Origin of the sequence: Caballeronia glebae, assembly GCF_001545035.1 — a bacterium.
In the GTDB taxonomy this organism is placed as follows: Bacteria; Pseudomonadota; Gammaproteobacteria; order Burkholderiales; family Burkholderiaceae; genus Caballeronia; species Caballeronia glebae.
Map to the genome: position 1 here is coordinate 64697 of NZ_FCOJ02000006.1, position 25591 is coordinate 90287.

A 25591-nucleotide genomic window follows, 5' to 3' on the forward strand; every position below is an offset into this window, starting at 1 on the left:
ATAAGGGAAGAAAAACATGAGCCTCGAAAATCAGGTAGCAATCGTCACGGGCGCGTCGCGTGGCATCGGACGCGCGATCGCGCTCGAACTCGCGAAGCAGGGCGCGACGGTCATCGGCACGGCGACGAGCGAAAGCGGCGCGGCGGGCATCAGCGAAGCGTTGCAGCAGGCGGGCGGCAAGGGCCGTGGCGCGGTGCTGAACGTGAACGACGCCGCCGCGGCGGATGCCTTCATCGACGGCATCGTCAAGGAATTCGGCACGCTGAACGTGCTCGTCAACAACGCGGGCATCACGAAGGATCAACTCGCGATGCGCATGAAGGACGACGAGTTCGACGCCGTCATCGACACCAATCTGCGCGCGGTGTTCCGCCTCTCTCGCGCCGTGCTGCGCCCGATGATGAAGGCGCGCGGCGGCCGCATCATCAACATCACGTCGGTGGTGGGTTCGTCGGGTAATCCCGGCCAGGCCAACTACGCGGCGGCGAAGGCTGGCGTCGCCGGCATGACGCGCGCGCTCGCGCGGGAAATCGGCAGCCGCGGCATCACCGTGAACTGCATCGCGCCGGGTTTCATCGACACGGACATGACCAAGGTTCTGCCGGAAGAGCAGCGCACCGCGCTCACCGCGTCTATCCCACTTGGCCGACTGGGCGCGCCCGAAGATATCGCGCATGCTGTGGCGTTCCTGGCCTCGCCGTTTGCCGGCTACATCACCGGCACGACGCTGCACGTGAACGGCGGCATGTACATGTAAGGCCTTAATAGGCATTTCGCAGAATTTCGCTTAATATCCGCGCCGGAACGGGCGCGCAAAATGCTCGAAGCAGCATCGTGCGCCCCGCTTCGCGCGGCAGTGAAGAATCGATGTAACGCCGACAGCCACCCGCCTGATGAAGGGCGCGGCACGGCAGAGCATGGAACTGACGCGTCGTATTTTGCGGGTCTAAACCTGATAAAATGCGCGCACTCGTATTTTTGAACTTTTTTTCCCTCGGAGGGCTGCATGGACAACATCGAACAGCGCGTGAAGAAGATCGTCGCCGAACAACTGGGCGTGGCGGAAGCCGAAATCAAGAACGAAGCATCGTTCGTGAACGATCTGGGCGCTGACTCGCTCGATACGGTCGAACTCGTGATGGCGCTGGAAGACGAATTCGGCATGGAAATTCCCGATGAAGAGGCCGAAAAGATCACCACGGTTCAGCAAGCGATCGACTACGCTCGCGCGAACGTCAAGGCCTAAGGCCGGACGCGCCAGCGACTCATCGCTCAATCAGCCGATGCATCGTCGCTGCGAACCGATTTGACAGCCACAGGGCACACAGGGCGGTTTCCTGTGGCCACTGTGGCTTTTGTTTTTCGTCATTCTATGGATAAGGGGTTACCGTGAGCCGTCGTCGAGTTGTTGTTACAGGCCTGGGGCTCGTTTCGCCTGTCGGCAATACTGTTGCCGACGGCTGGGCCAATCTGGTCGCGGGCAAGTCGGGCATCGCCAATATCACGAAGTTCGACGCAACGAACTTTTCCACGCGTTTCGCCGGCGAGGTGAAGGGCTTCAACATCGAAGACTACATGCCCGCCAAAGAGGCGCGCCATATGGATACCTTCATCCATTTTGGCTTCGCGGCGGGCGTTCAGGCCATGCAGGACAGCGGCCTCGAAATCACCGATGAAAACTCGGAGCGCGTGGGCGTCGTGGTCGGTTCGGGCATCGGCGGTCTGCCGATGATCGAAATCACGCAGACCGAGTTGCTCAATCGCGGTCCGCGCCGCATTTCGCCTTTCTTCGTGCCGGCGTCGATCATCAACATGATCTCCGGCCATCTGTCGATCCGCTTCGGGCTGAAAGGCCCGAACCTGTCGATGGTCACGGCCTGCACCACCGGCCTGCACTGCATCGGCGAGGCATCGCGCCTGATCGAATACGGCGACGCGGACGTCATGATCGCGGGCGGCGCGGAAGCCACGGTTTCCCCGCTCGGCATCGGCGGTTTCGCGGCGGCGCGTGCACTGTCGCAGCGTAACGACGATCCTGCGACGGCGAGCCGTCCGTGGGACACCGACCGTGACGGCTTCGTGCTCGGCGAAGGCGCGGGCGTGATGGTGCTCGAAGAGTACGAGCACGCGAAAAAGCGCGGTGCGAGGATTTACGCGGAAGTGCTCGGCTACGGCATGAGCGGCGACGCGTATCACATGACCGCACCGCCGGAAGACGGCGACGGCGGCCGCCGCGCGATGGTCAACGCGATGAAGAACGCGCGCATCAACCCCGACGAAGTGAACTACGTCAACGCGCACGGTACGTCGACGCCGCTCGGCGACATCGCGGAGACGATCGGCATCACGCGCGCGCTCGGGGATCACGCAAAGAAGGTCGTGGTGAACTCCACCAAGTCGATGACCGGCCATCTGCTGGGCGGCGCGGGCGGCCTGGAGTCGGTGTTCACCGTGCTGGCGCTCCACAATCAGGTGTCGCCGCCGACCATCAACATCTTCAACCAGGATCCGAAGTGCGACCTGGACTACTGCGCGAACACCGCGCGGGAGATGAAGATCGACGTGGCGGTGAAGAACTCGTTCGGCTTCGGCGGCACGAACGGCTCGCTCGTCTTCAAGCGCTACTGAGCACGACGCGCTCGTCAGCACGGGGAATCGATATGACGAGCGTATGTGTGGATCGGCCGCATTGTGACGCAGGCGTCGCAATGCGGCCGTCGCGTTTCTTGGCGGGTGCGATGCTCGGGTTCATCGGCGTCGCGGGTGCGGCGGTGTTCCAGTGCGTTTTCGCGCATGCGGAGCACGCCGGGCATGCCGCCGTGGCCTGCGCGGTTACGCTGGCGGCGCTCGGGCTGGCGTCCTGTCGCTGGATGCGCGCGCAGCCATCGGCCATCGGTCTCCTTTCCGACGGCCTCGCGCTCTGGAGCCGGAGCGGCGAGATGCGGCACACTCGCATCGCGGGATGCGCGCAATGGAGCGGGCGCCTGCTCGCGCTGACGCTTCTCGACACGCGCGGGCGACGCGAATCGCTCCTCGTCGCCGCAGATTCCGTCGATGCCGATACCTTTCGCCAGCTTTCAGTCCAGGCTCGCCGCGCGGCGGCGTCGCACCTGTAACGACTGTAACGGCGCATGAGCGTTCCGGCTGCCTTACAGGCGGTAACGCTACAATAGCCGTCCGCGCAATACCCCAAGTCAAACGGATTTCCCAGGTGAGCGAAAAAGAAATCGACCAATTGCTGGTCGAGCGTGTTCAGAAGGGCGACAAGGCCGCGTTCGAACTGCTGGTCGCCAAATACCAGCGCAAGATCATTCGACTGATCTCGCGCCTCGTGCGCGACCCCGCCGAGGTCGAGGACGTCGCCCAGGACGCCTTTATCAAGGCCTACCGCGCGCTGCCGCAGTTTCGCGGCGAATCGGCGTTCTATACCTGGCTCTACCGGATTGCCGTGAACACGGCAAAGAACTATCTTGCGACTCAAGGCCGCCGCGCTCCCACTTCTACCGAAGCCGATGCAGAAGAAGCGGAAACTTTCTCCGACGCAGACCAACTAAGGGATATCAACACGCCCGAGTCGATGTTGATGAGCAAGCAGATCGCTCAGACTGTCAACGCCGCGATGGCGTTGCTGCCCGAGGAATTGCGCACCGCCATCACGCTTCGGGAGATTGAAGGACTGAGTTACGAGGAAATCGCCGAAATGATGAATTGCCCCATCGGCACCGTCAGATCGAGAATTTTTCGTGCTCGCGAGGCCATTGCGGCAAAATTGCGTCCATTGTTGGACACTCCCGAAGGCAAGCGCTGGTAAGCGGCGCAATCCTCGGGGCAGGGACGCGATATCTGGGTTGGTGGTGTCACAACGGGATGTGGTCAAGATGGGGAGCATCATGGGGTCGGTCTCGATGCAAAATCAAACACAGGCGGGTTTGCGCGGCGAACGCATGTCGGCGTTCGTCGACGGTGAATCGCTCGACGAAATTGGCAGCATCGGCCAGTTTCTCGCGGACCTGAAAGGCGACGAACGCGCCGCGTGGTCGGAATATCACCTGATCGGCGACGCCATGCGCTCCGACGATCTCGCGGTGGACCCGGCGCGCAGCAGAGCGTTCATGGCGGCATTCTCTGCTCGCTTCGAGGCCGAGGCGCACGTGCTTGCGCCGGCCGCGCTGCCGGCTGTTGCGGCGAAAGCGCGGGGCGGCGCGTTGCTCCGTCGCGTCATGCCGGCCTTTGCGGTTGCCGCGGCCGCCGCCACGCTGACGTGGATCGTCGTGCCGCAACTGCAAGGCGTCGATCGCCACGGCGGTACGCAGGTCGCAAGCGTCGCACCGGCGGATTCGTCGATGCAACGCGTGGCGCTCGCGTCGGTGCCGGAGGCGACCACGCGCACACCGATCGTCGAAGCGAACATCATCCGCGACGCGAATCTCGATCAATACCTCGAAGCGCATCAGCAGTTCTCCCAGCAGCCCGCGATGCCCGGTTCGATGCCCCTGATTCGCGCGGCAGCTATAACGCAAGGCCAATAATTAGATGCTGAGTGTGCGGTTGAATAAAACAGGATACTGGGGGCGGCTGCCGGCGTTGATGCTCTGCGCAGCCGCGTTGTTGACGGCGGCAAAGAGCTCATTCGCTCAGCAAGACGATCCCGCCGTTGCTCGCAAAACAGCCGCCGCTCTGCTAAACCGCATCCACGAAGCGGCCCAGCAGCAAAATTTCGAGGGCACGTTCGTCTATCAGCGCGGCGCGACGGTGCAGTCGTCGCGTATCACGCATGTCGCGACCCGTAGCGACGGCGAATACGAATCGCTCGAAAGTCTCGATGGCGCACCGCGCAAGATGCTGCGCCACGACGACGACATGTTCACCTTCGTACCGGAGCGCCATCTGCTCGTGGTCGAGCATCGGCAAAATCGGGATTCGTTCCCGGCGCTGCTGTCGACGAGCGGCGATCAGGTGCTCTCGGTCTACGAGCCGAAGCTATTGGGCACGGACCGCGTAGCCGGCATCGAAAGCCAGGTGCTGGAGCTCGATCCGAAAGATTCCTATCGTTTTGCCTACAAGCTGTGGGCCGACGCGAAAACCGGCTTGCTGCTGCGCGCCCAGACGCTCGATCCGGACGGGCAAGTGCTGGAACAACTCTCTTTCTCGCAGGTACGTATTGGCGGGCCGATCGACAAGGCGCCCATTGCGAACGGCATTCGCAGCACGTCGGGCTGGACCGTGGTGCGGCCGCCGGTGCAGCCGGTCGACATGGCGGCGCAGGGCTGGCAACTGACGCCGAATATCGCCGGGTTTCGCAAGATTCGCGAACTCCGCCGTCCGATGGCGTCGAGCCAGCAGGGCCAGCCGCCGATTCCGGTCGATCAGGCCGTGTTCTCCGACGGCCTCGCGACGATCTCGGTTTTTGTCGAGCCGGTGGAGAAAAATACGCGCAAGGAAGGCGCGGGTAATAGCGGGGCGACGCACGTACTAGTGAAGCGTCGCGGGGATTTCTGGATTACCTTGCTGGGTGAAGTGCCGCAAGCCACATTGCAGCAATTTGCTTCTACCATAGAATACAAGCCTTCCAAGTAATCCAGATCCCGGCCCCCAACCTATGAGCAACTTCTCGCTGCGCAAGTTCATCGCGGCCGCGGCGCTCGCCGTGTGTCTGCCGTTCGTATCGCAATCTGCGTCAGCGGCGCCCACGGTGAACCTGCCGGATTTCACAACGCTTGTCGACAAGGTGGGGCCTTCGGTCGTGAACATTCGCACGACCTCGCGCGTCGGTTCGGGCAGCGATCTGCGCGGCCTGCCGCCGGGTCTCGATGAAGGCGACATGTCGGAGTTCTTCCGTCGCTTCTTCGGCATTCCGATGCCCGGTCAGCCTCCGCGCGGCGGTGGCGGTGGCGGTGGCGGCAACAACGGCGGCGGCAGTGGCGGCGATCAGGGCAAGGGCGGCAGCCGCAACGCGCCCGACGACAATCAGGACAACTCCGAGCAGAGCAGCGGCGTCGGCTCGGGCTTCATTCTGTCGACCGACGGCTACGTGATGACCAACGCCCACGTCGTCGACGACGCGGACACGATCTACGTCACGCTCACCGACAAACGTGAATTCAAGGCGCGTCTCATCGGTGTAGACGAGCGCACGGATGTGGCCGTCGTGAAGATCAGCGCGTCGAATCTTCCGGCGATCACCATCGGCGATTCGAACAAGGTGCGCGTCGGCGAGTGGGTGCTCGCAATCGGTTCGCCGTTCGGCCTCGACAACACCGTGACCGCGGGCATCGTCAGCGCGAAGGGGCGCGATACCGGCGATTACCTGCCGTTCATCCAGACCGACGTCGCCGTGAATCCGGGCAACTCGGGTGGTCCGCTCATCAACATGGCGGGCGAGGTGATCGGTATCAACTCGCAAATTTATAGCCGCACGGGCGGCTTCATGGGCATTTCGTTCGCGATTCCGATCGACGAAGCCATGCGCGTGGCGGAGCAGTTGAAGACGTCGGGCAAGGTGGTGCGCGGCCGTATCGCGGTGGCGATCGGCGAAGTGACCAAGGATGTCGCGGATTCGCTCGGCTTGCCGAAGTCGCAGGGCGCGCTTGTGTCGAGCGTCGAATCGGGCGGTCCGGCGGACAAGGCGGGCGTGCAGCCGGGCGACATCATCCTGAAGTTCAACGGCCAGAACGTCGAGACCGCGACCGATCTGCCGCGCATGGTCGGCGACACGAAGCCGGGTACGAAAACCACGCTCACGATCTGGCGCAAGGGCCAGACGCGCGATCTGTCGATCACCGTGGCCGAAATGCAGCCGGACAAGGTCGCGAAGACCGAGCAGAAGAAGACGCCGCAACCGAAGGAGCGCGCGAGCAACTCGCTCGGAATCGCGGTGAGCGACGTTCCCGCGGACCAGAAGAAGGCGCTCAAGCTGTCGAGCGGCGTTCAGGTCGATGCCGTCGAAGGGCCGGCCGCGCGCGCGGGTTTCCAGAAGGGCGACATCATCATGCGTATCGGCGATACGGATATCACGAGCGCGAAGCAGTTCCAGGAAGTCGCTCAAGGTCTGGACGCGAGCAAGATGGTCGCGATTCTCGTGCGTCGCGGCGACAACACGCAGTTCGTGCCGCTGCGCCCGCGCGTGCCGGCGCAAAAGTAGGCGCATGACTTCCGTTTCGGGCGCGCCATTCGTCCTGTACGGGCGCGCCTGGTGTCATCTTTGCGGGGACATGCGAGCCGAACTGGAGCCGATCGCCGCGCGACACGGCCTGGGCGTCGAATGGATCGACATCGACGAAGATCCTTTGCTGGAAGCGCGCTACGACGAGCGCGTGCCCGTGCTCACGCTCGATGGCGTCGAGTTGTGCCAGTACCGGCTCGACGCCCGCGCCGTGCACGCGGCGCTCGGTGCGCGCCGGCCGTGAAGGCGGCGAAGGCGAAATCCGCCGGGGCACCCCCGATTTCGGCTAAAATGCTGAGGTTTTCCCCTAATTTTCAAGGCGTGCTCCGCGTTGGTGAGGGCGCGCCTTTTTCGCTTTTTTTGGCTCGATCGGCACTGAATGGATCATATTCGTAACTTCTCGATCATCGCGCACATCGACCACGGCAAGTCGACGCTCGCTGACCGCATCATCCAGTTGTGTGGCGGCCTGTCCGACCGTGAGATGGAAGCGCAGGTGCTCGATTCGATGGACCTCGAGCGCGAACGCGGCATCACGATCAAGGCGCAAACCGCGGCGCTGACCTACAAGGCGCGCGACGGCCGTGTCTACAACCTGAACCTGATCGATACCCCGGGACACGTCGACTTCTCCTACGAAGTCAGCCGCTCGCTCTCCGCCTGCGAAGGCGCGCTGCTCGTCGTCGACGCGTCGCAAGGCGTCGAGGCGCAGACGGTCGCGAACTGCTACACGGCCATCGAACTCGGCGTCGAAGTCGTGCCGGTGCTCAACAAGATCGACCTGCCCGCCGCGAATCCCGAAAACGCGATCGAGGAAATCGAGGACGTGATTGGCATCGACGCGACCGACGCCGTGCATTGCAGCGCCAAAACCGGTCTGGGCGTCGAGGACGTGCTCGAATCGCTGATCGCGAAAGTGCCGCCGCCGAAGGGCGATACGGAAGCACCGTTGCAGGCGCTCATCATCGATTCGTGGTTCGACAACTACGTCGGCGTCGTGATGCTGGTACGCATCGTCAATGGCACGGTGAAGCCGAAAGACAAGATCAAGATGATGGCGACCGGCGCGCAATACCCGGTCGAGCACGTCGGCGTGTTCGCGCCGAAGTCGACGGATCTCTCGCAGTTGTCGGCGGGGCAGGTGGGCTTCGTGATCGCGGGCATCAAGGAACTGACGGCCGCGAAAGTGGGCGATACCGTCACGCTCTCGAACCGCCCCGCCGAAGCGCCGCTGCCGGGCTTCAAGGAAGTGAAGCCGCAGGTTTTCGCGGGTCTCTATCCGGTCGAGGCGAACCAGTACGACGCGCTGCGCGAATCGCTCGAAAAGCTGAAGCTCAACGACGCCTCGCTGCAATACGAGCCGGAAGTGTCGCAGGCGCTCGGCTTCGGTTTCCGCTGCGGTTTCCTCGGCCTGTTGCATATGGAAATCGTGCAGGAGCGGCTCGAACGCGAGTTCGACATGGACCTCATCACCACTGCGCCGACGGTGATCTACCAGGTCGTGCAGCGCGACGGCACCACCATTTCCGTCGAGAACCCGGCGAAGATGCCGGAGCCGCCGAAGATCGAGGAAGTGCGCGAGCCGATCGTCACCGTGAACCTGTACATGCCGCAGGAATATGTCGGCTCGGTCATCACGCTGTGCACGGCCAAGCGCGGCACGCAGATCAACATGCAGTATCACGGGCGTCAGGTGCAGTTGACCTACGAAATCCCGATGGCGGAAATCGTGCTCGACTTCTTCGACCGTCTGAAGTCGACGTCGCGCGGCTATGCGTCGATGGACTACGAGTTCAAGGAGTATCGCGCGGCCGACGTGGTCAAGGTCGATATGCTCATCAACGGCGACAAGGTCGATGCGCTGTCGGTCATCGTGCACCGTTCGCAGAGCCAGCATCGCGGCCGCGAAGTGGCGTCGAAGATGCGCGAGCTGATTCCGCGCCAGATGTACGACGTGGCGATTCAGGCGACCATCGGCTCGAACATCATCGCGCGCGAGAACATCAAGGCGCTGCGCAAGAACGTGCTTGCGAAGTGCTACGGCGGCGACATCTCGCGCAAGAAGAAGCTGCTCGAAAAGCAGAAGGCCGGCAAGAAGCGCATGAAGCAGGTCGGCTCGGTCGAAATCCCGCAAGAGGCTTTCCTGGCGATTCTGCGCGTCGACGACTGATGCGGGCGCCGCGAAGCAAACAACGATAACAACCGGAAGCGATTGATGAATTTCGCATTGATTCTTTTGATTCTCGTCGTATTGACGGGTATTGCATGGGTGCTCGACAAACTGGTGTTCCTGCCGCAGCGGCGCCGCGCCGCCGAAGCCGCGGTGGCCGATTTCGACCGCCAGCAGGAGCGCGTCGGTGAGCGCTTCGCCGACGAGAACGCTGCGCAGACGCGCGCGCGCCTGCACGACGACAAGCTGCGTCAGCCGTGGTGGCTCGAATACACGGCGAGCTTCTTCCCGGTGATCCTCGCGGTGTTCGTGGTGCGCTCGTTCATTATCGAGCCGTTCAAGATTCCGTCGGGGTCGATGGTTCCGACGCTGCTCGTCGGCGACTTCATCCTCGTGAACAAGTACGAGTACGGCCTGCGTCTGCCGATCACGAACACGAAGATGACCAACGGCAGCCCGCTCAAGCGCGGCGATGTCGTCGTGTTCCGCTATCCGAAGGACGAATCGGTCGACTACATCAAGCGCGTGATCGGTCTGCCGGGCGACACCGTCGCGTACGAAGACAAAAAGCTCACGATCAACGGCAAGCCGGTGCCGGAGACGTCGTTGCCCGACTATTTCGACGACGAGCGCATCGGTTACGCGAAGCAGTTCGAGGAAGACCTCGACGGCCGCAAGAACGCGATCCTGAACAACCCGCAGGTGCCGCCGTTCGTGGTCGGCGCGGACGATTTCCCGTTCCGCGACAACTGCAACTACAACGCTCAAGGCGTCACGTGCAAGGTGCCGCCGGGCAACTACTTCATGATGGGCGACAACCGCGACAACAGCGCGGACAGCCGCTACTGGGGCTTCGTGCCTGACAAGAATATCGTCGGGCGCGCGTTCTTCATCTGGATGAACTTCAGCAATCTGAAGCGCGTCGGTTCGTTCCATTGAACACACACGACGCCGGCGCGTCCTGATAAGACCGCCGGCGTGACGAACGATTAAAACAAGCTCCGAAACGGCGTGAAGAAGCGCGGCTAACACCGTCTCGCCACGCGTTTTCCGGCGTGGACCGGCGCAATCGTCCGCCCGCGCGCCCGCGTTATACTCTCTCCATGCCATCTTCTCCGTTGGAAAGCCGGCTGCGGTACGAATTTCGCAATGCGGAATTACTGCGCCAGGCGATGACCCACCGCAGTCACAGCGCCACGCACAATGAACGGCTCGAATTTCTCGGCGATTCCGTTCTAAATTGCGTGGTGGCGGCGCTTTTGTTCCAGCGATTCAGCAAACTCGACGAAGGCGACTTGTCGCGCGTGCGCGCGAATCTGGTCAAACAGCAGTCGCTTTATGAAATCGCGCAGGCCTTGAATGTGTCCGAAGGCTTGCGGCTCGGCGAGGGCGAATTGCGCAGCGGCGGTTTCCGCCGTCCGTCGATTCTAGCCGACACGCTCGAAGCCATCTTCGGCGCCATCTTCCTCGACGGCGGTTTCGACGCCGCGTACACGGTCATCAAGCAGCTCTACACGCCGGTGCTGGACCACATCGATCCGCGCACCATCGGCAAGGATGCGAAGACGCTCCTGCAGGAATATCTTCAGGGCCACAAGATCGCGCTGCCGAACTATACGGTCGTCGCGACGCACGGCGCTGCGCACAATCAGCAGTTCGAAGTCGAATGCGCGGTGCCCAAGCTCGATGTGAAGGTGTCGGGTTCCGGCGCGAGCCGTCGCGCGGCCGAGCAGGCCGCGGCAAAAAAGGCGCTCGACGAAGTGATTACCGCCGCGCCGACGCTCGGCATGAAACCGAAGCGCAAGGGCGCGCGCGCGGCGAAGCAGGTCGAGCTCGAAGTGGTGCCCGGCGTCACCGGCATTCAGGCGGCGCTCGATCTGCGTTCGCCCGACCGTCGCGAGCGTCATCCTGGACCGCACGGCACGCAACAGGCATCGCAGGAACGCCCGGCCACCGCACCGCTCGCGGTCATTCGCGCGACGCACGTCGAGCCGTCGGCGGGTGCCTATGCAACCGCTGACAAGCCCGAACGCGCTGTCATCCACAAGCCGGAGAAATCGGCGAAGAGCGACTCGGCGCAGTCGTCCGAACGAAGCGCGACTGCCGGCGAGCCCGCGCCGTCCGACGGACACGACGAACGCGACGAACGCGACGAGCGCGACGACGAAGCAAAGACACGCAACAGCGCCGCCCCGGATGCGCCGGCGGGCCGCGTCGCGCGCGCCGCCGACGCCGGACACTGACGCGCCAGCCACGCACATCGCGCCCACGCGCCCCAACGATTTCTTGCCGCACACATCTATGAACGCTCCTACTTCTTCCGGTTTCCGCTGCGGCATGGTCGCGATCGTCGGCCGTCCCAATGTCGGCAAGTCGACGCTGATGAACGCACTCGTCGGCCAGAAGGTGAGCATCACCTCGCGCAAGGCGCAGACGACGCGCCACCGCATCACCGGCATCAACACCTTCGACGACGCGCAGTACATCTTCGTCGACACGCCCGGTTTTCAGACGCGCCACAGCACCGCGCTCAATCGCTCGCTGAACCGCGCGGTGACGTCGACGCTGACCTCCGTCGACGCGATTCTTTTCGTGATCGAAGCGGGCCGCTTCGGTCCCGACGACCAGAAAGTGCTCAACCTGATCCCGGCCGGCACGCCCACCTTGTTGATCGCCAACAAGCTCGATCGCGTCGGCGACAAGGCTTCGCTCTTTCCCTTCATGCAGCAGATGTCGGGCTTGCACAATTTCCGCGAGATCGTGCCGCTGTCCGCCAAGAATGTCGACGACATCAAGCGGCTTTTGTCTGTCGTGAAGCCGTATCTGCCGGAAGGCGAGCCGATCTACGGCGAGGACGATCTGACCGATCGCAGCGAGCGCTTTCTCGCCGCCGAAATCCTGCGTGAAAAAGTCTTCCGCTGGACCGGCGACGAGCTGCCGTACACGAGCACGGTGCTCATCGAAAAGTTCGAGACGGAAGGGCGTCTGCGCCGCGTGTTCGCGACGATTCTCGTCGATCGCGACGGCCACAAGGCGATGATCATCGGGCAGAAGGGCGCGAAGCTGAAGCAGATCAGCACCGACGCGCGGCTCGACATGGAAAAGCTCTTCGACGGTCCCGTCTATCTGGAAACTTTCGTCAAGGTGAAGAGCGGCTGGGCCGACAACGAGGCCGGTCTGCGCGCATACGGCTACGAGTGATGCATGGACGACGGTCCGAACGACGCCCGGATGATTCCGCCCGCCGATGATCGTCCCGACGACGACTTCGACGCGGACGAGCGCCCGGCCGCGCGCGCCGCGCCGAAGCGGCGTCGTGCGGCGCCGACGTCCGAGGCACCCGTCGCACCCGCCGCGCCGAGAAAGCCGCGTTCCGACTTTCGCGTCGCCGAGCAGCCGGGATTCGTGCTGCATAGCTATCCGTATCGCGAGACGAGTCTGATCATCGACGTGTTTTCGCGCGAGCATGGGCGCGTCGCGCTCGTCGCGAAGGGCGCGAAGCGTCCGCATTCCGCGTTGCGCGGCGTCTTGCAGACATTTCAGCCGCTCGGTCTTTCGTGGACCGGAAAAGGCGAAGTCCGCACGCTGACGACCGCCGAATGGGTCGGCGGCATGTTGCCTCTGGCCGGCGACGCTTTGCTGTGCGGCTTCTACGTCAACGAACTGCTCGTGAAGTTCTGCGCTCGCGAGGACGCGCATCCGGCGCTCTTCAACCATTACGTGCTGACGCTCTCGCGCCTCGCGCACGACGAGCCCGCCGCGCAAGTTCTGCGTTCGTTCGAATGCGTGCTTCTGCGCGAAACCGGCTACGCGATGAACCTCATGCGCACCGTCACGCGCCAGCCGGTCGTGGCCGATAGCCGCTATGTCTTCGATCCCGATCGCGGCGTGCGCGAAGTGTCGGACGATCTTCCCCCGCAATGGCCGGTGATTTCGGGGCAGACGCTCATCGACATGGAGCGCGACGACTACACGAACCCGCAGACCGCCGCGCAGGGCAAGACGCTGATGCGCTTTCTGCTGAATCATTACCTGGGCGGCACGCCGCTCGCCACCCGTCAGATATTGATCGACCTGCAAAAACTATGAGCTTCTTTCTCTCGTCGCCCGCGAATGTGATCGATCTGGGCGTGAATATCGATCACGTCGCCACGTTGCGCAACGCGCGCGGCACGTCCTATCCCGATCCGATCCGCGCGGCGCTCGCCGCCGAGGAAGCGGGCGCCGACGCCATCACGCTGCATCTGCGCGAAGATCGCCGTCATATCGTCGATGCCGATGTGCGCTCGCTGCGGCCGCTCCTCAAAACGCGCATGAATCTCGAATGCGCGGTGACGCGCGAGATGCTCGATATCGCGTGCGAAATCAGGCCGCACGATGTCTGCCTCGTGCCGGAGAAGCGTCAGGAAGTGACGACCGAAGGCGGCCTCGATGTCGCGGGCCAGTTCGAGGAAGTCAAGGCGGCCTGCAAGCAACTCGCCGATGCGGGCGCGCGCGTGTCGCTTTTCATCGATCCGGACGAGACGCAGATTCGCGCCGCGAAAGAAGCGGGCGCGCCCGTCATCGAACTGCACACGGGCCGTTATGCCGAAGCGCACGAAGAAGCCGGGCAGCGGCGCGAATTCGAGCGCGTCGCGGCGAGCGTCGATTTCGGCAACGTGCTCGGGCTCAAGGTGAACGCGGGCCACGGTCTGCACTACACCAACGTGCAGGCGATCGCCGCGCTGCCGGGCATCGTCGAGCTGAACATCGGACACGCGATCGTCGCGCATTCGATCTTCGCCGGCTGGGACAACGCCGTGCGCGAGATGAAGGCGATCATGGTCGCGTCGCGCCTCGCGTCGGCCAACGCGCGCTGAGCGGGCACGTCATGGCGATCTACGGAATCGGCACGGACGTCGTGCAAGTGAGCCGCGTCGCGGCGGTGATGACGCGCACCAAGGGCCGCTTCGCCGAAAAGGTGCTCGGGCCCGACGAACTGCGTATTTACCACGCGCGCAACGCGCGTTCCGAAGTGCGCGGTCTCGCGTTTCTCGCGACGCGCTTCTCGGCCAAGGAAGCGTTCTCGAAGGCGATCGGCCTCGGCATGCGCTGGCCGATGACCTGGCGCGCGCTGCAAACGCTCAACGAGCCGAGCGGCAAACCGATGGTCGCGGCATCCGGTGAGCTCGCGCAATGGCTCGAACAACGCGGCATTACCGCGAAGATCACGGTCAGCGACGAGCGCGATTACGCGGTGTCGTTCGTGATCGCGGAAGTGCCCGACCACGCCTGAATTCAATCCAACCAAGACTAAAAGCCAATTGAATCCGATGAAACGCACTCCCGGCCCCGTCATGCTCGACGTCGCCGGCACCACGCTGAACGACGCGGATATCGAGCGCCTCACGCATCCCATGACGGGCGGCATTATTCTTTTCGCGCGGCATTTCCAGGACCGAGCGCAACTCGTCGCGCTGACGGACGCGATCCGCGCGGTGCGCGATGACATCCTGATCGCCGTCGATCACGAAGGCGGCCGCGTGCAGCGCTTTCGCACCGACGGCTTCACCGTGCTGCCCGCGCCGGGCAAACTGGGCGAATTGTGGGACAAGGACGTGCTCGCCGCGACGAAGGCGGCGACCGCGTTCGGCTACGTGCTCGCGTCGGAGTTGCGCGCGTGCGGCATCGACATGAGTTTCACGCCGGTGCTCGATCTGAACTACGGGCAGTCGAAGGTGATCGGCGACCGTGCGCTGCACGGCGATCCGCGCGTCGTGACGATGCTCGCGAAGAGCCTGAATCACGGCCTCGCGCTCGCGGGCATGGCGAATTGCGGCAAGCATTTTCCGGGTCACGGTTTCGCCGCAGCCGATTCGCACGTCGCGCTGCCGACCGACGATCGCACGCTCGACGAAATCCTCGCCGCCGACGTGCGTCCGTACGACTGGCTCGGCATGTCGCTGGCATCGGTGATTCCCGCGCACGTGATCTACACGCAAGTCGACGACAAACCCGCCGGCTTCTCGCGCATCTGGCTGCAGGACATCCTGCGCGGCAAGCTCGGCTTCAACGGTGCGATTTTCAGCGACGATCTGTCGATGGAAGCCGCCCGCGCCGGCGGCACGCTTACCGAAGCCGCGACGGCCGCCTTGAGCGCGGGCTGCGACATGGTGCTGATCTGCAATCAGCCGCAAGAGGCGGGCAAGGTGCTGGAGCAACTGCGCTATACGCCGCCGAAGGCGTCGGAAGATCGGCTGAAGCGGATGCGTCCGCGCGGCAAGGCGTTGCGCTGGAGCAAGCTGCAGGCGCAGCCCGAATATCAGGCGGCGCGCGCGCTCGTCAAAGAGATGCTCGGCTAAACGAAAAGCGCCACGGATTCCGTGGCGCTTTTTCTTGAAACAGACGGAATCACGACGATTCCAGCTTCATTCGCTGCAGCTTGTTGTAGAGCGTCTTCGGGCTGATGCCGAGCAGCGTCGCCGCACGGTGACGCGTGCCGCCGACCGCTTCGAGCGTCGCGCGGATCAGCATGTCCTCGACGTCCGCGAGCGCGGTGCCGACCGTCACCTGCACGCTGCTGCCGTTGAGACCGCGTCCGCCGAGGCCGCCCGGCTCATCGACGCGCAGGGTTTCGATGGTCTCGCCCGAAGCGTGATAGGCGCGCCGCACGCGCTCGCGCATCTCGCGCACGTTGCCCGGCCATTCGTTCGCAATGCACTCGCGGATGAACGCGGGACTGATGCGCTTCGGCGATCCGCTCGTGATTCCGGCGATGTGATTCTCGCGGTTCAGTTCATCGACGAGCGTCTCCGCGATCAGCGCGATGTCGTCGTCTCGATCGCGCAGCGACGGCAGCATGATCGACGACGCCGACAGGCGCTGGAACAGGTCTTCGCGCATCGCGCCGCTCGCCACGGCTTCGCGCACCGGCGTGCGGGACGCGGCGATCAGGCGGAAGTCCGTCATGATGCGATTGCTGCCGCCCACGCGCATGAAGGTCTGCGAGTCGAGCGCGCGCAACAGCGCTTCCTGCTGCGCGGCGGGCAGCGAATCGATCTGGTCGAGGAACAGCGTGCCGCCGCCCGCCTGTTCGAGCAGACCCGGCTCGCGGTTCTCCGCGCCCGCGAACGCGTTACGTTCGTGGCCGAAGAGAATGCTTTCCATCGAGCGCGGCGTGCCGTCGGGGGCGTTGCGGCTCGCGGAGCAATCGAACGTGACGAACGGGCCTTTGCGACGGCGGCTCAATTGATGAATCGTGCGCGCCGCGATCTTCTTGCCCGTGCCGGGATCGCCGCAGATCAGCACGGCCGCTTCGGTCGGCGCGGTGTGTTCGATCAGATCGTAGACGTGCTGCATCGCTGCGCTGCGCCCGATCATGTCGCCGAAGTGGCCGAGGTCGCGCAGCGTCGAACGCAGCGACTGGACTTCTTCCGTCAGTTCGTACGGCCGCGGAATGCGCGCGAGGAGGCTGCGCAGCCGCGGAATGTTCACCGGCTTCAGCAGATAGTCCCAGATGCCGTGCCGCAAGCCCTCGATGGCGCTCTCGACCGTCGCATTGCCGGTCATCACGATAACCGGCAGCGCGCCGTCGGGCGGTTGCGAAGGCAGGCTCGGCAGCAAGTCGAGACCGCTGCCGTCCGGCAGATTCAGGTCGATCAGCACGACGTCGGGAATGAAGCGGGTGAGGGCGGAGCGCGCCTCGGCGAGCGTCGTCGCGGTATCGACGGAAAAGCCGTCTGCCGTGAGAATCGCGGACAGACCGGAGAGGCTATTGGGATCGTCTTCGACAATCAGTGCGTGTGGCATGGCGGACCAACGTATCAAAGTGGACTGTAATGCGCCGTCTCCGCGTGGGACCGGCGTGTCGTGGGCGGGAAACGGCGCCTCGTTCCGGCGTCCGGCGCGTGACCCGCTGCGGTTTTTGTCCTGCGTTACTCGTTCGTCATCTTTAGCTGCAAGCGCGTCAGTGCGGTCTCAGGTGCAGTTCGTTGCTGACCGACTGCACGCCCGGCACACCGCGCGCCACGGCGAGCGCTTTCTGGATCTGCACCTCCGAATCCACATATCCCGACAACTGCACGACGCCGCGATAGGTCGCGACGCTCACCGGCAACGGCTTCAGTCCCGGATCGGCGGAAAGCGCGGCTTTCACCCGGGCGGCCAGCGCGGCGTCGTCGGTTGCGATTTCGCCTCCCGTGCCCGTGTTCGCCGATGTCGCCGGGCTCGACTTGCAACCGGCGATGAAAGCGAAGGCAGGCAACGCGAGCGCCGCGACGATCAAAAACCGGCTCCGGATGAAAGGCGTGCTTTGCATGTCGGCTTGGAAATCTTGATCTTTGGACCGAGCAGAAACCGTGCCAGGCAGTTAAATTTTCCGATGGACGCAGTTCGCGCCAGCCGGACGCGAATTCCTGAGTGAATCGGTACTGGGCCTAATCGGGGTGCGACCGGTAAAGTTTGCCTGAAGTTGTCAAAAAATTCATGCAAAAGAAAAAGCGCCCGCGATGGGCGCTTTTTTGAACCGAACAGACGATGCGTTACACCGGCCGCCCAGCTTACGAAGCAGGGGCGTAAGGCTTACGCGCGGCTGCGATACTCGTTCGTGCGGGTATCGATTTCGATCTTGTCGCCGATGTTGCAGAAGAGCGGCACTTGCAGTTCGAAACCGGTGTTCAGCTTGGCGGTCTTCAGCACCTTGCCCGACGACGTGTCGCCCTTGACGGCCGGTTCCGTGTAAATGATTTCGCGAACCAGCGTGGTCGGCAGTTCGACCGAGATGGCCTTCTCGTTGTAGAACACGACTTCGCACGTCATGCCGTCTTCGAGATAGTTGAGCGCGTCGCCCATCATTTCGGCTTCGACTTCGAACTGGTTGTAGTCGGCGTCCATGAAAACGTACATCGGGTCGGCGAAGTACGAGTAGGTCACTTCCTTGCGATCGAGCACGACGACATCGAACTTGTCGTCTGCCTTGTAGACGGTTTCCATGCCGGCCGCGGTCAGCAGGTTCTTGAACTTCATCTTCACGACCGCGGAGTTGCGGCCCGACTTGTTGTACTCGGCGCGTTGCACGACCATGGCATCGCTGCCGATCATGACGACGTTGCCGACGCGGAGTTCTTGTGCGGTCTTCATAAAACTGGTCCTGTACGAATGTATATGGCTTGAATGCCTGGAATGAATCGATCGGACGGCGGCGGTGTCTCGGTTTTTATACCGCCGCCGTGCGAGAGTTCGGGCTAACGAGGGATCTGCCTCTAACTGACCTGCGCGGCGCAAAGCTGAAAGAATTCGACTTGGCTTTGCCGCTGCTTCCTCGGATAACCGCTTATTTTAACTGAGTTTTTGCTTATTTGGCCAGTCGATTGGCGCGCCCGAAACGCGGCGGCGCGCGATATTCATCTGGTCATTCGCGAGGCGGCGTGCGCAACGAGATTCCCGGCCAGATCGCCGACGCCCGCGAGTTCCTTCGCCCATTTCACGGCGCGGCGCTCCAGGTCGCGCCGATGCGCCCGGAGCTCCGCCCAGTCCGGCACGCCCGCGCCGTTCCAAGCGTGCCAGAAGCGCGCGAGCGCCTCCCGCGTGGACGGATCGAGCGTGCGCGTGTAATGCGCGAGCGCGGCGTCGAGCTTCGGCAGATGGGCGGCGTCGGCTTGCGGATAGATGTGCCAGACGAACGGCTTCATAGCCCATTGCGCGCGCACGAAGGAATCTTCGCCGCGCACGAAGTTGATGTCGGCGGCCCAGAGCAATTCGTCGAAACGCGATTGCTCGACGAAGCCGAGCGCGTGCGCCTGCAGCGCGCCCGCGCACGCCGTCGTTCCGGCCGTGAACTTCGGCACGCCGAAAAAGCGTGCGAGCGCGCCTGAGATGCGGCCTTCGGGCACGAGCAGCACCACGGGCGCATCGCCGTCGCGCCATTGCGTGAGGAGGGCGTCGACGGCCGGATTCTCGTACGCGAAGAGCGACACGACCGTATGCTCGCCGCCCGGCCGCTCGATGCCGACGCGCTCGCGCCACCACGCGTTCGCATCGAAGCGCTCGCGGCGCGCATCGAGATCGCGCTCCTTCAGCACGCCGCCCGTGCCGCGGCCGAACCCGGGAAAGAAAAAACTCTTGTCGAGCGGATAGCGCGGGTGCGGCGACGGCCGCATGTGGAAATCCGCGACCCAATCTTCGCCGCTCAGATATTCGAGATTGATCCACACGGGCTTCGGGTCGCGGCGCGCCATCGCGGCGATGTACGCATGCGGCAACTCGCACGCGAACGCCTCGATCACGACATCGGCGATGGCGAGCGTGTCGCCCGCATGCGCAGGCTCGCGCCAGTGTTCGATCGTGATGTCCATCGCGTCCTGACGCGGCAGCGTCGCGTCGACCTCGGGGCAGAGCGCATGAAATACCTTCAGATCGTCGACGAAAAGACGCACGCGCCAGCCGTGTTCCGCGCGCAACTGCCGCGCGAGGCGCCAGCACACGCCGATGTCGCCGAAATTGTCGACCACCGCGCAGAAGATGTCGCAGGCGAGTTCCGGATCGGCGGGAAGCGTAGTCATAAGGACGAAGGCGCGCGGCGTAATGTTCTAAACTGGCGATTCTAAGACAACGCTAGCGGCGCGGCTCGCACCCGCGCCGATGCTTTCCCGTCCCCTTGCTGCATGACTGACACCGACGCCCCCCAACCGGATTTCGACCCGAAGAAGACGCTTTCGCAATTGCCGCATATGCCTGGCGTGTACCGCTATTACGACGGCGACGGCAACGTGCTCTACGTCGGCAAAGCGCGCAATCTGAAAAAACGCGTGTCGAGCTACTTCACGAAGACGCTGCATTCGCCGCGCATCGCGATGATGGTCACGCGCATTCGCAAGATCGAGACGACCGTCACGCGCTCGGAAGCTGAAGCGCTGCTGCTCGAAAACAATCTGATCAAGGCGCTCACGCCGCGCTACAACATTCTTTTTCGCGACGACAAGTCGTATCCGTTCCTCAAGCTCACCGGCCACAAATTTCCGCGCATGGCGTATTACCGCGGCGCGGTCGACAAGAAGAATCAGTACTTCGGTCCGTTTCCGAGCGCGTGGGCGGTGCGCGAGAGCATCCAGATCCTGCAGCGCGTGTTCCAGTTGCGCACCTGCGAGGATTCGGTGTTCAACAACCGCACGCGGCCGTGCCTGCTGCATCAGATCGGCCGCTGCACGGCGCCGTGCACCGGTTTGATCGGCGAGGAGGACTACGCGCGCGACGTGTCGAACGCGTCGCGCTTTCTGCTCGGACGTCAGGGCGAAGTGATGAAGGAGCTGGAGCAGAAGATGCACGCGTTCGCCGCCGACCTGAAATTCGAGCAGGCGGCGGCGGTGCGCAATCAGATGAGTTCGCTCTCGACCGTGCTGCATCAGCAGGCGATCGAAGTGGGCGGCGAGAGCGACGTCGATATCCTCGCGGTCGTCGCGCTCGGCGGCAAGGTGTGCGTGAATCTCGCGATGGTGCGCGGCGGCCGTCATTTGGGCGACAAGGCGTATTTTCCGGCGCACGTCGAAAGCGCGATCGCGCTCGACGATGAAGACGATCTGCCCGATGTGGCCGATGTGGCCGATGTGGCCGATCTGCCCGATGTGGCCGATGTGGCCGATGCGGCCGATGTGGCCGATGTGGCCGATGTGGCCGATGTCGCCGATGTCGCCGATGTCGCCGATGTGGCCGATGTCACCGCTCTCGCCGAGACGCGCGCCGAAGCCGCAGATGAAACGCCCGTGGAAGCGAGCGCCGCTCCCGCGCCAGTCGAGACGGAAACGGAAGTCGAACCCGAAGCCGAACCCGAAGCCCGCGAAGGCGCGCTCGAATCCGAAGTGCTGGAAGCCTTCATGGCGCAGCATTACATCGGCAATCGCGTTCCGCCGGTGCTGGTCGTGAGTCACGCGCCGTCGAGCCGTGAACTCGTCGATCTGCTGATCGAGCAGGCGGGCCACAAGGTCACGCTGCTGCGTCAGCCGCAAGGCCAGAAGCGCGCGTGGCTCTCGATGGCCGAAAACAACGCCAAGCTCGCGCTCGCGCGTCTCTTGTCGGAGCAAGGCTCGCAGCAGGCGCGCACGCGCTCGCTCGCGGATACGCTCTCCATGGAGATGGACGATCTCGCGCAACTGCGCATCGAGTGCTTCGACGTCAGTCACACGATGGGCGAGGCGACGCAGGCGTCGTGCGTCGTGTATCACCATCACAAGATGCAGTCGGGCGAGTACCGGCGATACAACATCACCGGCATCACGCCCGGCGACGACTACGCTGCGATGCGCCAGGTGCTCACGCGCCGCTACGAGAAGATGGTCGCGCAGGCGGCCGCCAACGCGAACGACGAAGCCGCGACGCTGCAACCCGACGCCGCAGCCGATCCCAACGTCACGCCCGATGCCGCCGAACCGGTCGCGGCGGGCGGCACGCTGCCGAACATCGTGCTGATCGACGGCGGCAAGGGACAGGTCGAGATCGCGCGGCAGGTATTCTCCGAACTCGGACTGGATCACGGCATGCTGGTGGGTGTCGCGAAAGGGGAAGGGCGCAAGGTGGGACTCGAAACGCTGGTGTTCGCCGACGGCCGCGCGGCGCTCGAACTCGGCAAGGAAAGCGCGGCGCTGATGCTCGTCGCGCAGATTCGCGACGAGGCGCACCGCTTCGCGATCACCGGGATGCGCGCGAAGCGGGCGAAGGCCCGGCAGACTTCGCGGCTGGAGGAGCTGGAAGGCGTCGGCGCGAAACGCCGTCAGCGGCTCTTGTCGCGCTTTGGCGGGTTGCGCGGGGTGCAGGCGGCGAGCGTCGAGGACCTGGCGAGCGTCGAAGGCATTTCGCTCGCGCTCGCGCAGCAGATCTATCGTCAGTTGCATTGAGCCGCAAAGCCGCCGCGAGGGCTGCCGCACCGGTAGGCCGCCTTGTGAGCGCGGGGGCGACGCGGCACAATGGCGGCTTCCTTACATGTCCCTCAACCGTTTTCGCACATGCCGTTCAATCTACCGATCTTCCTGACGTGGCTGCGAATCGTGCTGATTCCGCTCGTTGTGGGCGTGTTCTATCTGCCGGACATGATGATGAGCCCGGAGCATCGCAACCTGCTCGGCATGGTCATCTTCGTGCTCGCCGCACTCACCGATTGGTTCGACGGCTTTCTCGCGCGCAAACTCAATCAGACATCGTCGTTCGGCGCGTTCCTCGATCCGGTCGCCGACAAGCTCATGGTCACGGCCGCGCTGCTCGTGCTCGTGCAGTTGTCGCGGCTGAACGCGGTGATCGCGCTCATCATCGTCGGACGCGAGATCACCATTTCGGCGCTGCGCGAGTGGATGGCGCAGATCGGCGCATCGAAGAGCGTCGCGGTGAATCAGCTCGGCAAGTTCAAGACCGTGTGCCAGATGGTCGCGATCCCGATGCTGCTCTTCTACGGGCCGCTGAAGATCGCCGGCACGCCCTGGCTGATCGACACACGCGTGTGGGGCTTGTGGCTCATCTATGTCGCCGCGTTCCTCACCGTCTGGTCGATGTTCTATTACATGAAGCTCGCGTGGCCGCAAATTCGCGAGCGCGGCGGCATGCTTTGAGGTGATCGACCGGCTCATTGCGAAAACTCGCATCGAACCGAAAAATTCCTCTCACAAAACTATTGACAGCCTTCTTTAGCTTCTACATAATCTCGTTTCTCTGACGCACGGCGCGACGCAGCAAGCGAAGCAAAAGCGAAAGAAGGCAGCAAAAATGCGGGAGTAGCTCAGTTGGTAGAGCGCAACCTTGCCAAGGTTGAGGTCGCGAGTTCGAGCCTCGTCTCCCGCTCCAGTCAAAGGGGAAGCCAAGCTTCCCTTTTTGTTTGGTGGCTCAGCCGGTTTAATGTCCGGTTTGCACCAAATCCGCTTGTGGCGCGGTAGCAAAGCGGTTATGCAGCGGCCTGCAAAGCCGTTTAGACCGGTTCGACTCCGGTCCGCGCCTCCACTTGAAAAGCCCTGATCCGTCAGGGCTTTTTCTTTTGGAGCGCCGAAAGCCAGCCGATTCTGCGTCCCGCCGCGGCACGGCATAATTGCAAGACTTCCGCCACACCAACTCCAATGACCGACTCAACCACCCAACTCGAATGGCGCTGGAAGCGTTTCGATGACCTGACGACGACCGAGGTCTACGACATGCTCGCGGCGCGCAGCGCCGTGTTCGTCGTCGAGCAGAACTGCGTGTATGGAGACATCGACGGGCTCGATATCGACGCGTGGCATCTCCTTGCGTATGGCGAAGGCGAGCAGCGTCCCACGCTCGCGGGCTATCTGCGTGTGCTGTTGCCGGGTCATCCGGACGAGAGCGAGAAGGACGTGCGCATCGGCCGCGTGCTGACGACCGCGCGCTTCCGCGGCCTCAAGCTCGGCAACGCGATGCTCGAACGCGCGCTCGAACACATTCTGAAGCAATGGCCCGATCAGCCGATCAGCCTGCACGCGCAAGCGCATTTGCAGCGTTTTTACGGCGCGTTCGGCTTCGTGCCGTCGTCGGGTCTGCATGACGAAGACGGCATACCGCACGTATGGATGCGCCGTCCCGGCTTCGAATCATGATGTCGTGGCCTTCGGGCCGCTAACCGGCGCGCCCGCGCCGCGTCCGTCGCGTTCCTTTCTCAGTCGCGAGCGCGCCGACAACCGCAGCCAGTGACGCAGCGCGATCAGCGCGCCTAACACGCTCATCATCGATCCGGGAATCCATAGCAAGAGGCCGCCGATCTGCTGATCGCGCATCGGCGTGATCCACGTGAACGCGCGGCCGCAAATGGAATAGATCGGATACAGCTCGTGCGGCGTGAAGAAAATGTACGCGCCGAGGAGAATCTGCGGCGGTATCGCGGCGATCACGACGAGAACCCGTCTGCCGGGCGCGAGGCGCGCGGGCGGCGCGGGGCGCGGGTCCAGAATCAGCCACCAGAAAAGCAGACCGTCGATCACCATGCTCCAGTTCATCACCCGATAAAGCCGGTAATCGAGCATCGCCTTGAAGTGGATCGGCGAAAGCAGCCAGAAGTAGATCAGCCCGACGAACAGCGCGACCGCGATTACGGGATTGAACACGATATCGAAGAAAACGCGCGCGATTCGGGTCTGCGCGGCCGGCCGCAGCCAGCGCCGCCGCCATTCGAATGGAACGCCCGCGCGCAGCGCCGCGCCCGGATGCGACAGCGCGATCAAAAACGGCCCGAGATGATGCAGCACGAGATGCTGCAGGCGATGCATGAAGAATTCGTGCTCGAAGAAGTAATCGAGCCGCGTGTGCAGCGCGACGTAGAGCGCGACGAGGCCGAACCAGAACGCGATGCGCCGCGAAATCGACACGCGCGCATGCCGCGCTCCGCGCGCGAACAGAATCCCCGCGACGAGCACCGCGATCACGACCGTCGGCGACGGCTCCCACGGATCGAGCCAGTAGAGCAGCGTGCCCATCGTCAGGCGTCCTTTGCGTGGATCACACGCTTCAGATCGGCGGCGATGGCATCGATCGAATCGTGATCGGTCGCGAGCAGGCGGGCGTGACCGGCGGCATCGAAGATATAGACGGCCGAGCTATGCGTGACTTCATACGCGCCGTCCGCGTCGCGCTTTTCCATCTGATACGCCACGCGATAACGCTGCGCGACCGACTCGATCGCGCGGTCGGTGCCTGTGAGACCGACCGCGTGTTTGTCGTCGAACGCGCGCACGTAGGATCGCAGGAGCGCGGGCGTGTCGCGCGCCGGATCGACCGAGACGAACACGATGCGCGTTGCGTCCGCGTCAGGCCCGACGCGCTGCAGCACCTGCATGAGGCGCGCCATCGTTTCGGGGCAGACGTCGGGGCAATGCGTGTAGCCGAAGTAGACGAGCGTCGTTTTTCCCGCGAACGACTGTCCGGTGACGGGCGCGCCGCCATCGTCGACGAGCGAGAAATCGAGGTCCGGCAAGTGACCCGATACATCGGTCAGATGCCACGGCTCGGCGGGCCTCGAACAGGCGGCGAGGGCGCACAGAGCGAGAACGGCGACGAGGCGTCGCGCGTGCCGTGCGGGAAAATCGGGGAATGAAGCGTGCATCGGGAATGGCGTTGCAGGATGATTCGATATGAACTCCGTCGCAAAATACACGCCTTTCGCTCGGCGCCAGCGCATCATCTCGCTATTGGACTATTTTTGAGACGATTTGCCGCATGATTCAAGCGCGCTGAAAGGGCGTGCGCTCAAGGCTGTAAGCTCGGAGCTTTCCGGGCCGAAAGCCTTCGCGCGGTAAGATGCG

At 63.5% G+C, this 25591-nt stretch carries 26 protein-coding genes and 2 tRNA genes; 22 read left to right on the forward strand and 6 right to left on the reverse strand.

Going from position 1 to position 25591, the window contains the following annotated elements:
* Positions 1–16: 16 nt before the first annotated feature.
* The 17 genes from fabG (at position 17) to nagZ (ending at position 15673) form a co-directional block, all read left to right on the forward strand.
* Positions 17–757, forward strand: a complete 741-nt coding sequence (gene fabG / locus AWB82_RS05955; RefSeq protein ID WP_086966232.1) for a 3-oxoacyl-ACP reductase FabG — start codon at positions 17–19, stop codon at positions 755–757.
* A 249-nt stretch (positions 758–1006) separates the two neighbouring features.
* Positions 1007–1246 (forward strand): acyl carrier protein, encoded by a 240-nt coding sequence (gene acpP, locus AWB82_RS05960; RefSeq protein ID WP_004197638.1) that lies wholly within the window; start codon positions 1007–1009, stop codon positions 1244–1246.
* Positions 1247–1389: 143 nt separating this feature from the next.
* Positions 1390–2628 carry a beta-ketoacyl-ACP synthase II gene (gene fabF, locus AWB82_RS05965; protein WP_086966233.1) on the forward strand — a complete coding sequence of 413 codons (1239 nt, stop codon included), beginning with the start codon at positions 1390–1392 and terminating at the stop codon, positions 2626–2628.
* Positions 2629–2738: 110 nt separating this feature from the next.
* Positions 2739–3116, forward strand: a complete 378-nt coding sequence (locus AWB82_RS05970) for a protein YgfX (RefSeq protein ID WP_235023191.1) — start codon at positions 2739–2741, stop codon at positions 3114–3116.
* 95 nt (positions 3117–3211) lie between these two features.
* Positions 3212–3811, forward strand: a complete 600-nt coding sequence (gene rpoE / locus AWB82_RS05975) for an RNA polymerase sigma factor RpoE (protein ID WP_086966235.1) — start codon at positions 3212–3214, stop codon at positions 3809–3811.
* A gap of 79 nt (positions 3812–3890) precedes the next feature.
* Complete coding sequence (locus AWB82_RS05980) at positions 3891–4529, forward strand: sigma-E factor negative regulatory protein (protein ID WP_086966335.1); 639 nt, start codon at positions 3891–3893, stop codon at positions 4527–4529.
* Positions 4530–4533: 4 nt separating this feature from the next.
* Positions 4534–5577 (forward strand): MucB/RseB C-terminal domain-containing protein, encoded by a 1044-nt coding sequence (locus tag AWB82_RS05985; protein WP_086966236.1) that lies wholly within the window; start codon positions 4534–4536, stop codon positions 5575–5577.
* Positions 5578–5599: 22 nt separating this feature from the next.
* Positions 5600–7141, forward strand: a complete 1542-nt coding sequence (locus AWB82_RS05990; RefSeq protein ID WP_086966237.1) for a DegQ family serine endoprotease — start codon at positions 5600–5602, stop codon at positions 7139–7141.
* Positions 7142–7145: 4 nt separating this feature from the next.
* Positions 7146–7406 (forward strand): glutaredoxin family protein, encoded by a 261-nt coding sequence (locus tag AWB82_RS05995; protein WP_086966238.1) that lies wholly within the window; start codon positions 7146–7148, stop codon positions 7404–7406.
* Between the two features lie 135 nt (positions 7407–7541).
* Complete coding sequence (lepA, locus tag AWB82_RS06000) at positions 7542–9332, forward strand: translation elongation factor 4 (protein ID WP_086966239.1); 1791 nt, start codon at positions 7542–7544, stop codon at positions 9330–9332.
* A gap of 45 nt (positions 9333–9377) precedes the next feature.
* Entirely contained in the window at positions 9378–10271 is an 894-nt protein-coding gene (gene lepB / locus AWB82_RS06005) for a signal peptidase I (RefSeq protein WP_086966240.1), read from the forward strand.
* 164 nt (positions 10272–10435) lie between these two features.
* The gene (gene rnc, locus AWB82_RS06010; RefSeq protein WP_086966241.1) at positions 10436–11575 is read left to right on the forward strand and encodes a ribonuclease III; all 1140 of its coding nucleotides are present in this window, start codon (positions 10436–10438) and stop codon (positions 11573–11575) included.
* Between the two features lie 58 nt (positions 11576–11633).
* A complete protein-coding gene (gene era / locus AWB82_RS06015; RefSeq protein WP_086966336.1) occupies positions 11634–12533 on the forward strand; it encodes a GTPase Era in 900 nt (299 codons plus the stop codon).
* Between the two features lie 3 nt (positions 12534–12536).
* Positions 12537–13421 carry a DNA repair protein RecO gene (gene recO / locus AWB82_RS06020; protein ID WP_086966242.1) on the forward strand — a complete coding sequence of 295 codons (885 nt, stop codon included), beginning with the start codon at positions 12537–12539 and terminating at the stop codon, positions 13419–13421.
* The gene (pdxJ, locus tag AWB82_RS06025; RefSeq protein ID WP_086966243.1) at positions 13418–14191 is read left to right on the forward strand and encodes a pyridoxine 5'-phosphate synthase; all 774 of its coding nucleotides are present in this window, start codon (positions 13418–13420) and stop codon (positions 14189–14191) included. Before recO ends, pdxJ begins: the two co-directional genes overlap by 4 nt.
* An 11-nt stretch (positions 14192–14202) precedes the next feature.
* The gene (gene acpS / locus AWB82_RS06030; protein WP_086966244.1) at positions 14203–14607 is read left to right on the forward strand and encodes a holo-ACP synthase; all 405 of its coding nucleotides are present in this window, start codon (positions 14203–14205) and stop codon (positions 14605–14607) included.
* A gap of 37 nt (positions 14608–14644) precedes the next feature.
* Positions 14645–15673, forward strand: a complete 1029-nt coding sequence (gene nagZ, locus AWB82_RS06035) for a beta-N-acetylhexosaminidase (RefSeq protein WP_086966245.1) — start codon at positions 14645–14647, stop codon at positions 15671–15673.
* 49 nt (positions 15674–15722) lie between these two features.
* Here nagZ and AWB82_RS06040 read toward each other — a convergent pair whose 3' ends face one another.
* The 4 genes from AWB82_RS06040 to earP form a co-directional block, all read right to left on the reverse strand.
* Complete coding sequence (locus tag AWB82_RS06040) at positions 15723–17120, reverse strand: sigma-54-dependent transcriptional regulator (protein WP_086966246.1); 1398 nt, start codon at positions 17118–17120, stop codon at positions 15723–15725.
* 157 nt (positions 17121–17277) lie between these two features.
* Complete coding sequence (locus AWB82_RS06045; protein ID WP_086966247.1) at positions 17278–17628, reverse strand: BON domain-containing protein; 351 nt, start codon at positions 17626–17628, stop codon at positions 17278–17280.
* A 263-nt stretch (positions 17629–17891) separates the two neighbouring features.
* Positions 17892–18449 (reverse strand): elongation factor P, encoded by a 558-nt coding sequence (gene efp / locus AWB82_RS06050; RefSeq protein WP_086966248.1) that lies wholly within the window; start codon positions 18447–18449, stop codon positions 17892–17894.
* Between the two features lie 263 nt (positions 18450–18712).
* Positions 18713–19870 (reverse strand): elongation factor P maturation arginine rhamnosyltransferase EarP, encoded by a 1158-nt coding sequence (earP, locus tag AWB82_RS06055; protein WP_086966249.1) that lies wholly within the window; start codon positions 19868–19870, stop codon positions 18713–18715.
* 102 nt (positions 19871–19972) lie between these two features.
* Here earP and uvrC point away from each other — a divergent pair, with 102 nt between their 5' ends.
* From uvrC to AWB82_RS06080, 5 genes are all read left to right on the forward strand, one after another.
* Positions 19973–22195, forward strand: coding sequence for an excinuclease ABC subunit UvrC (gene uvrC, locus AWB82_RS06060; RefSeq protein WP_086966250.1), 2223 nt, complete (start codon positions 19973–19975; stop codon positions 22193–22195).
* A 108-nt stretch (positions 22196–22303) separates the two neighbouring features.
* Positions 22304–22900: a CDP-diacylglycerol--glycerol-3-phosphate 3-phosphatidyltransferase gene (gene pgsA, locus AWB82_RS06065; protein WP_086966251.1), complete on the forward strand. Its 597-nt coding sequence runs from the start codon at positions 22304–22306 to the stop codon at positions 22898–22900.
* Positions 22901–23056: 156 nt separating this feature from the next.
* Positions 23057–23132, forward strand: a tRNA-Gly gene (locus AWB82_RS06070).
* A gap of 79 nt (positions 23133–23211) precedes the next feature.
* Positions 23212–23285: transfer RNA gene (locus AWB82_RS06075), tRNA-Cys, on the forward strand.
* A gap of 113 nt (positions 23286–23398) precedes the next feature.
* Entirely contained in the window at positions 23399–23893 is a 495-nt protein-coding gene (locus AWB82_RS06080) for a GNAT family N-acetyltransferase (protein WP_086966252.1), read from the forward strand.
* Here AWB82_RS06080 and AWB82_RS06085 read toward each other — a convergent pair.
* Complete coding sequence (locus AWB82_RS06085; RefSeq protein WP_086966253.1) at positions 23888–24766, reverse strand: cytochrome c oxidase assembly protein; 879 nt, start codon at positions 24764–24766, stop codon at positions 23888–23890. The genes AWB82_RS06080 and AWB82_RS06085 overlap by 6 nt on opposite strands.
* Positions 24767–24768: 2 nt before the next feature.
* Positions 24769–25392 (reverse strand): SCO family protein, encoded by a 624-nt coding sequence (locus AWB82_RS06090; protein ID WP_086966337.1) that lies wholly within the window; start codon positions 25390–25392, stop codon positions 24769–24771.
* Between the last annotated feature and the right edge of the window lie 199 nt (positions 25393–25591).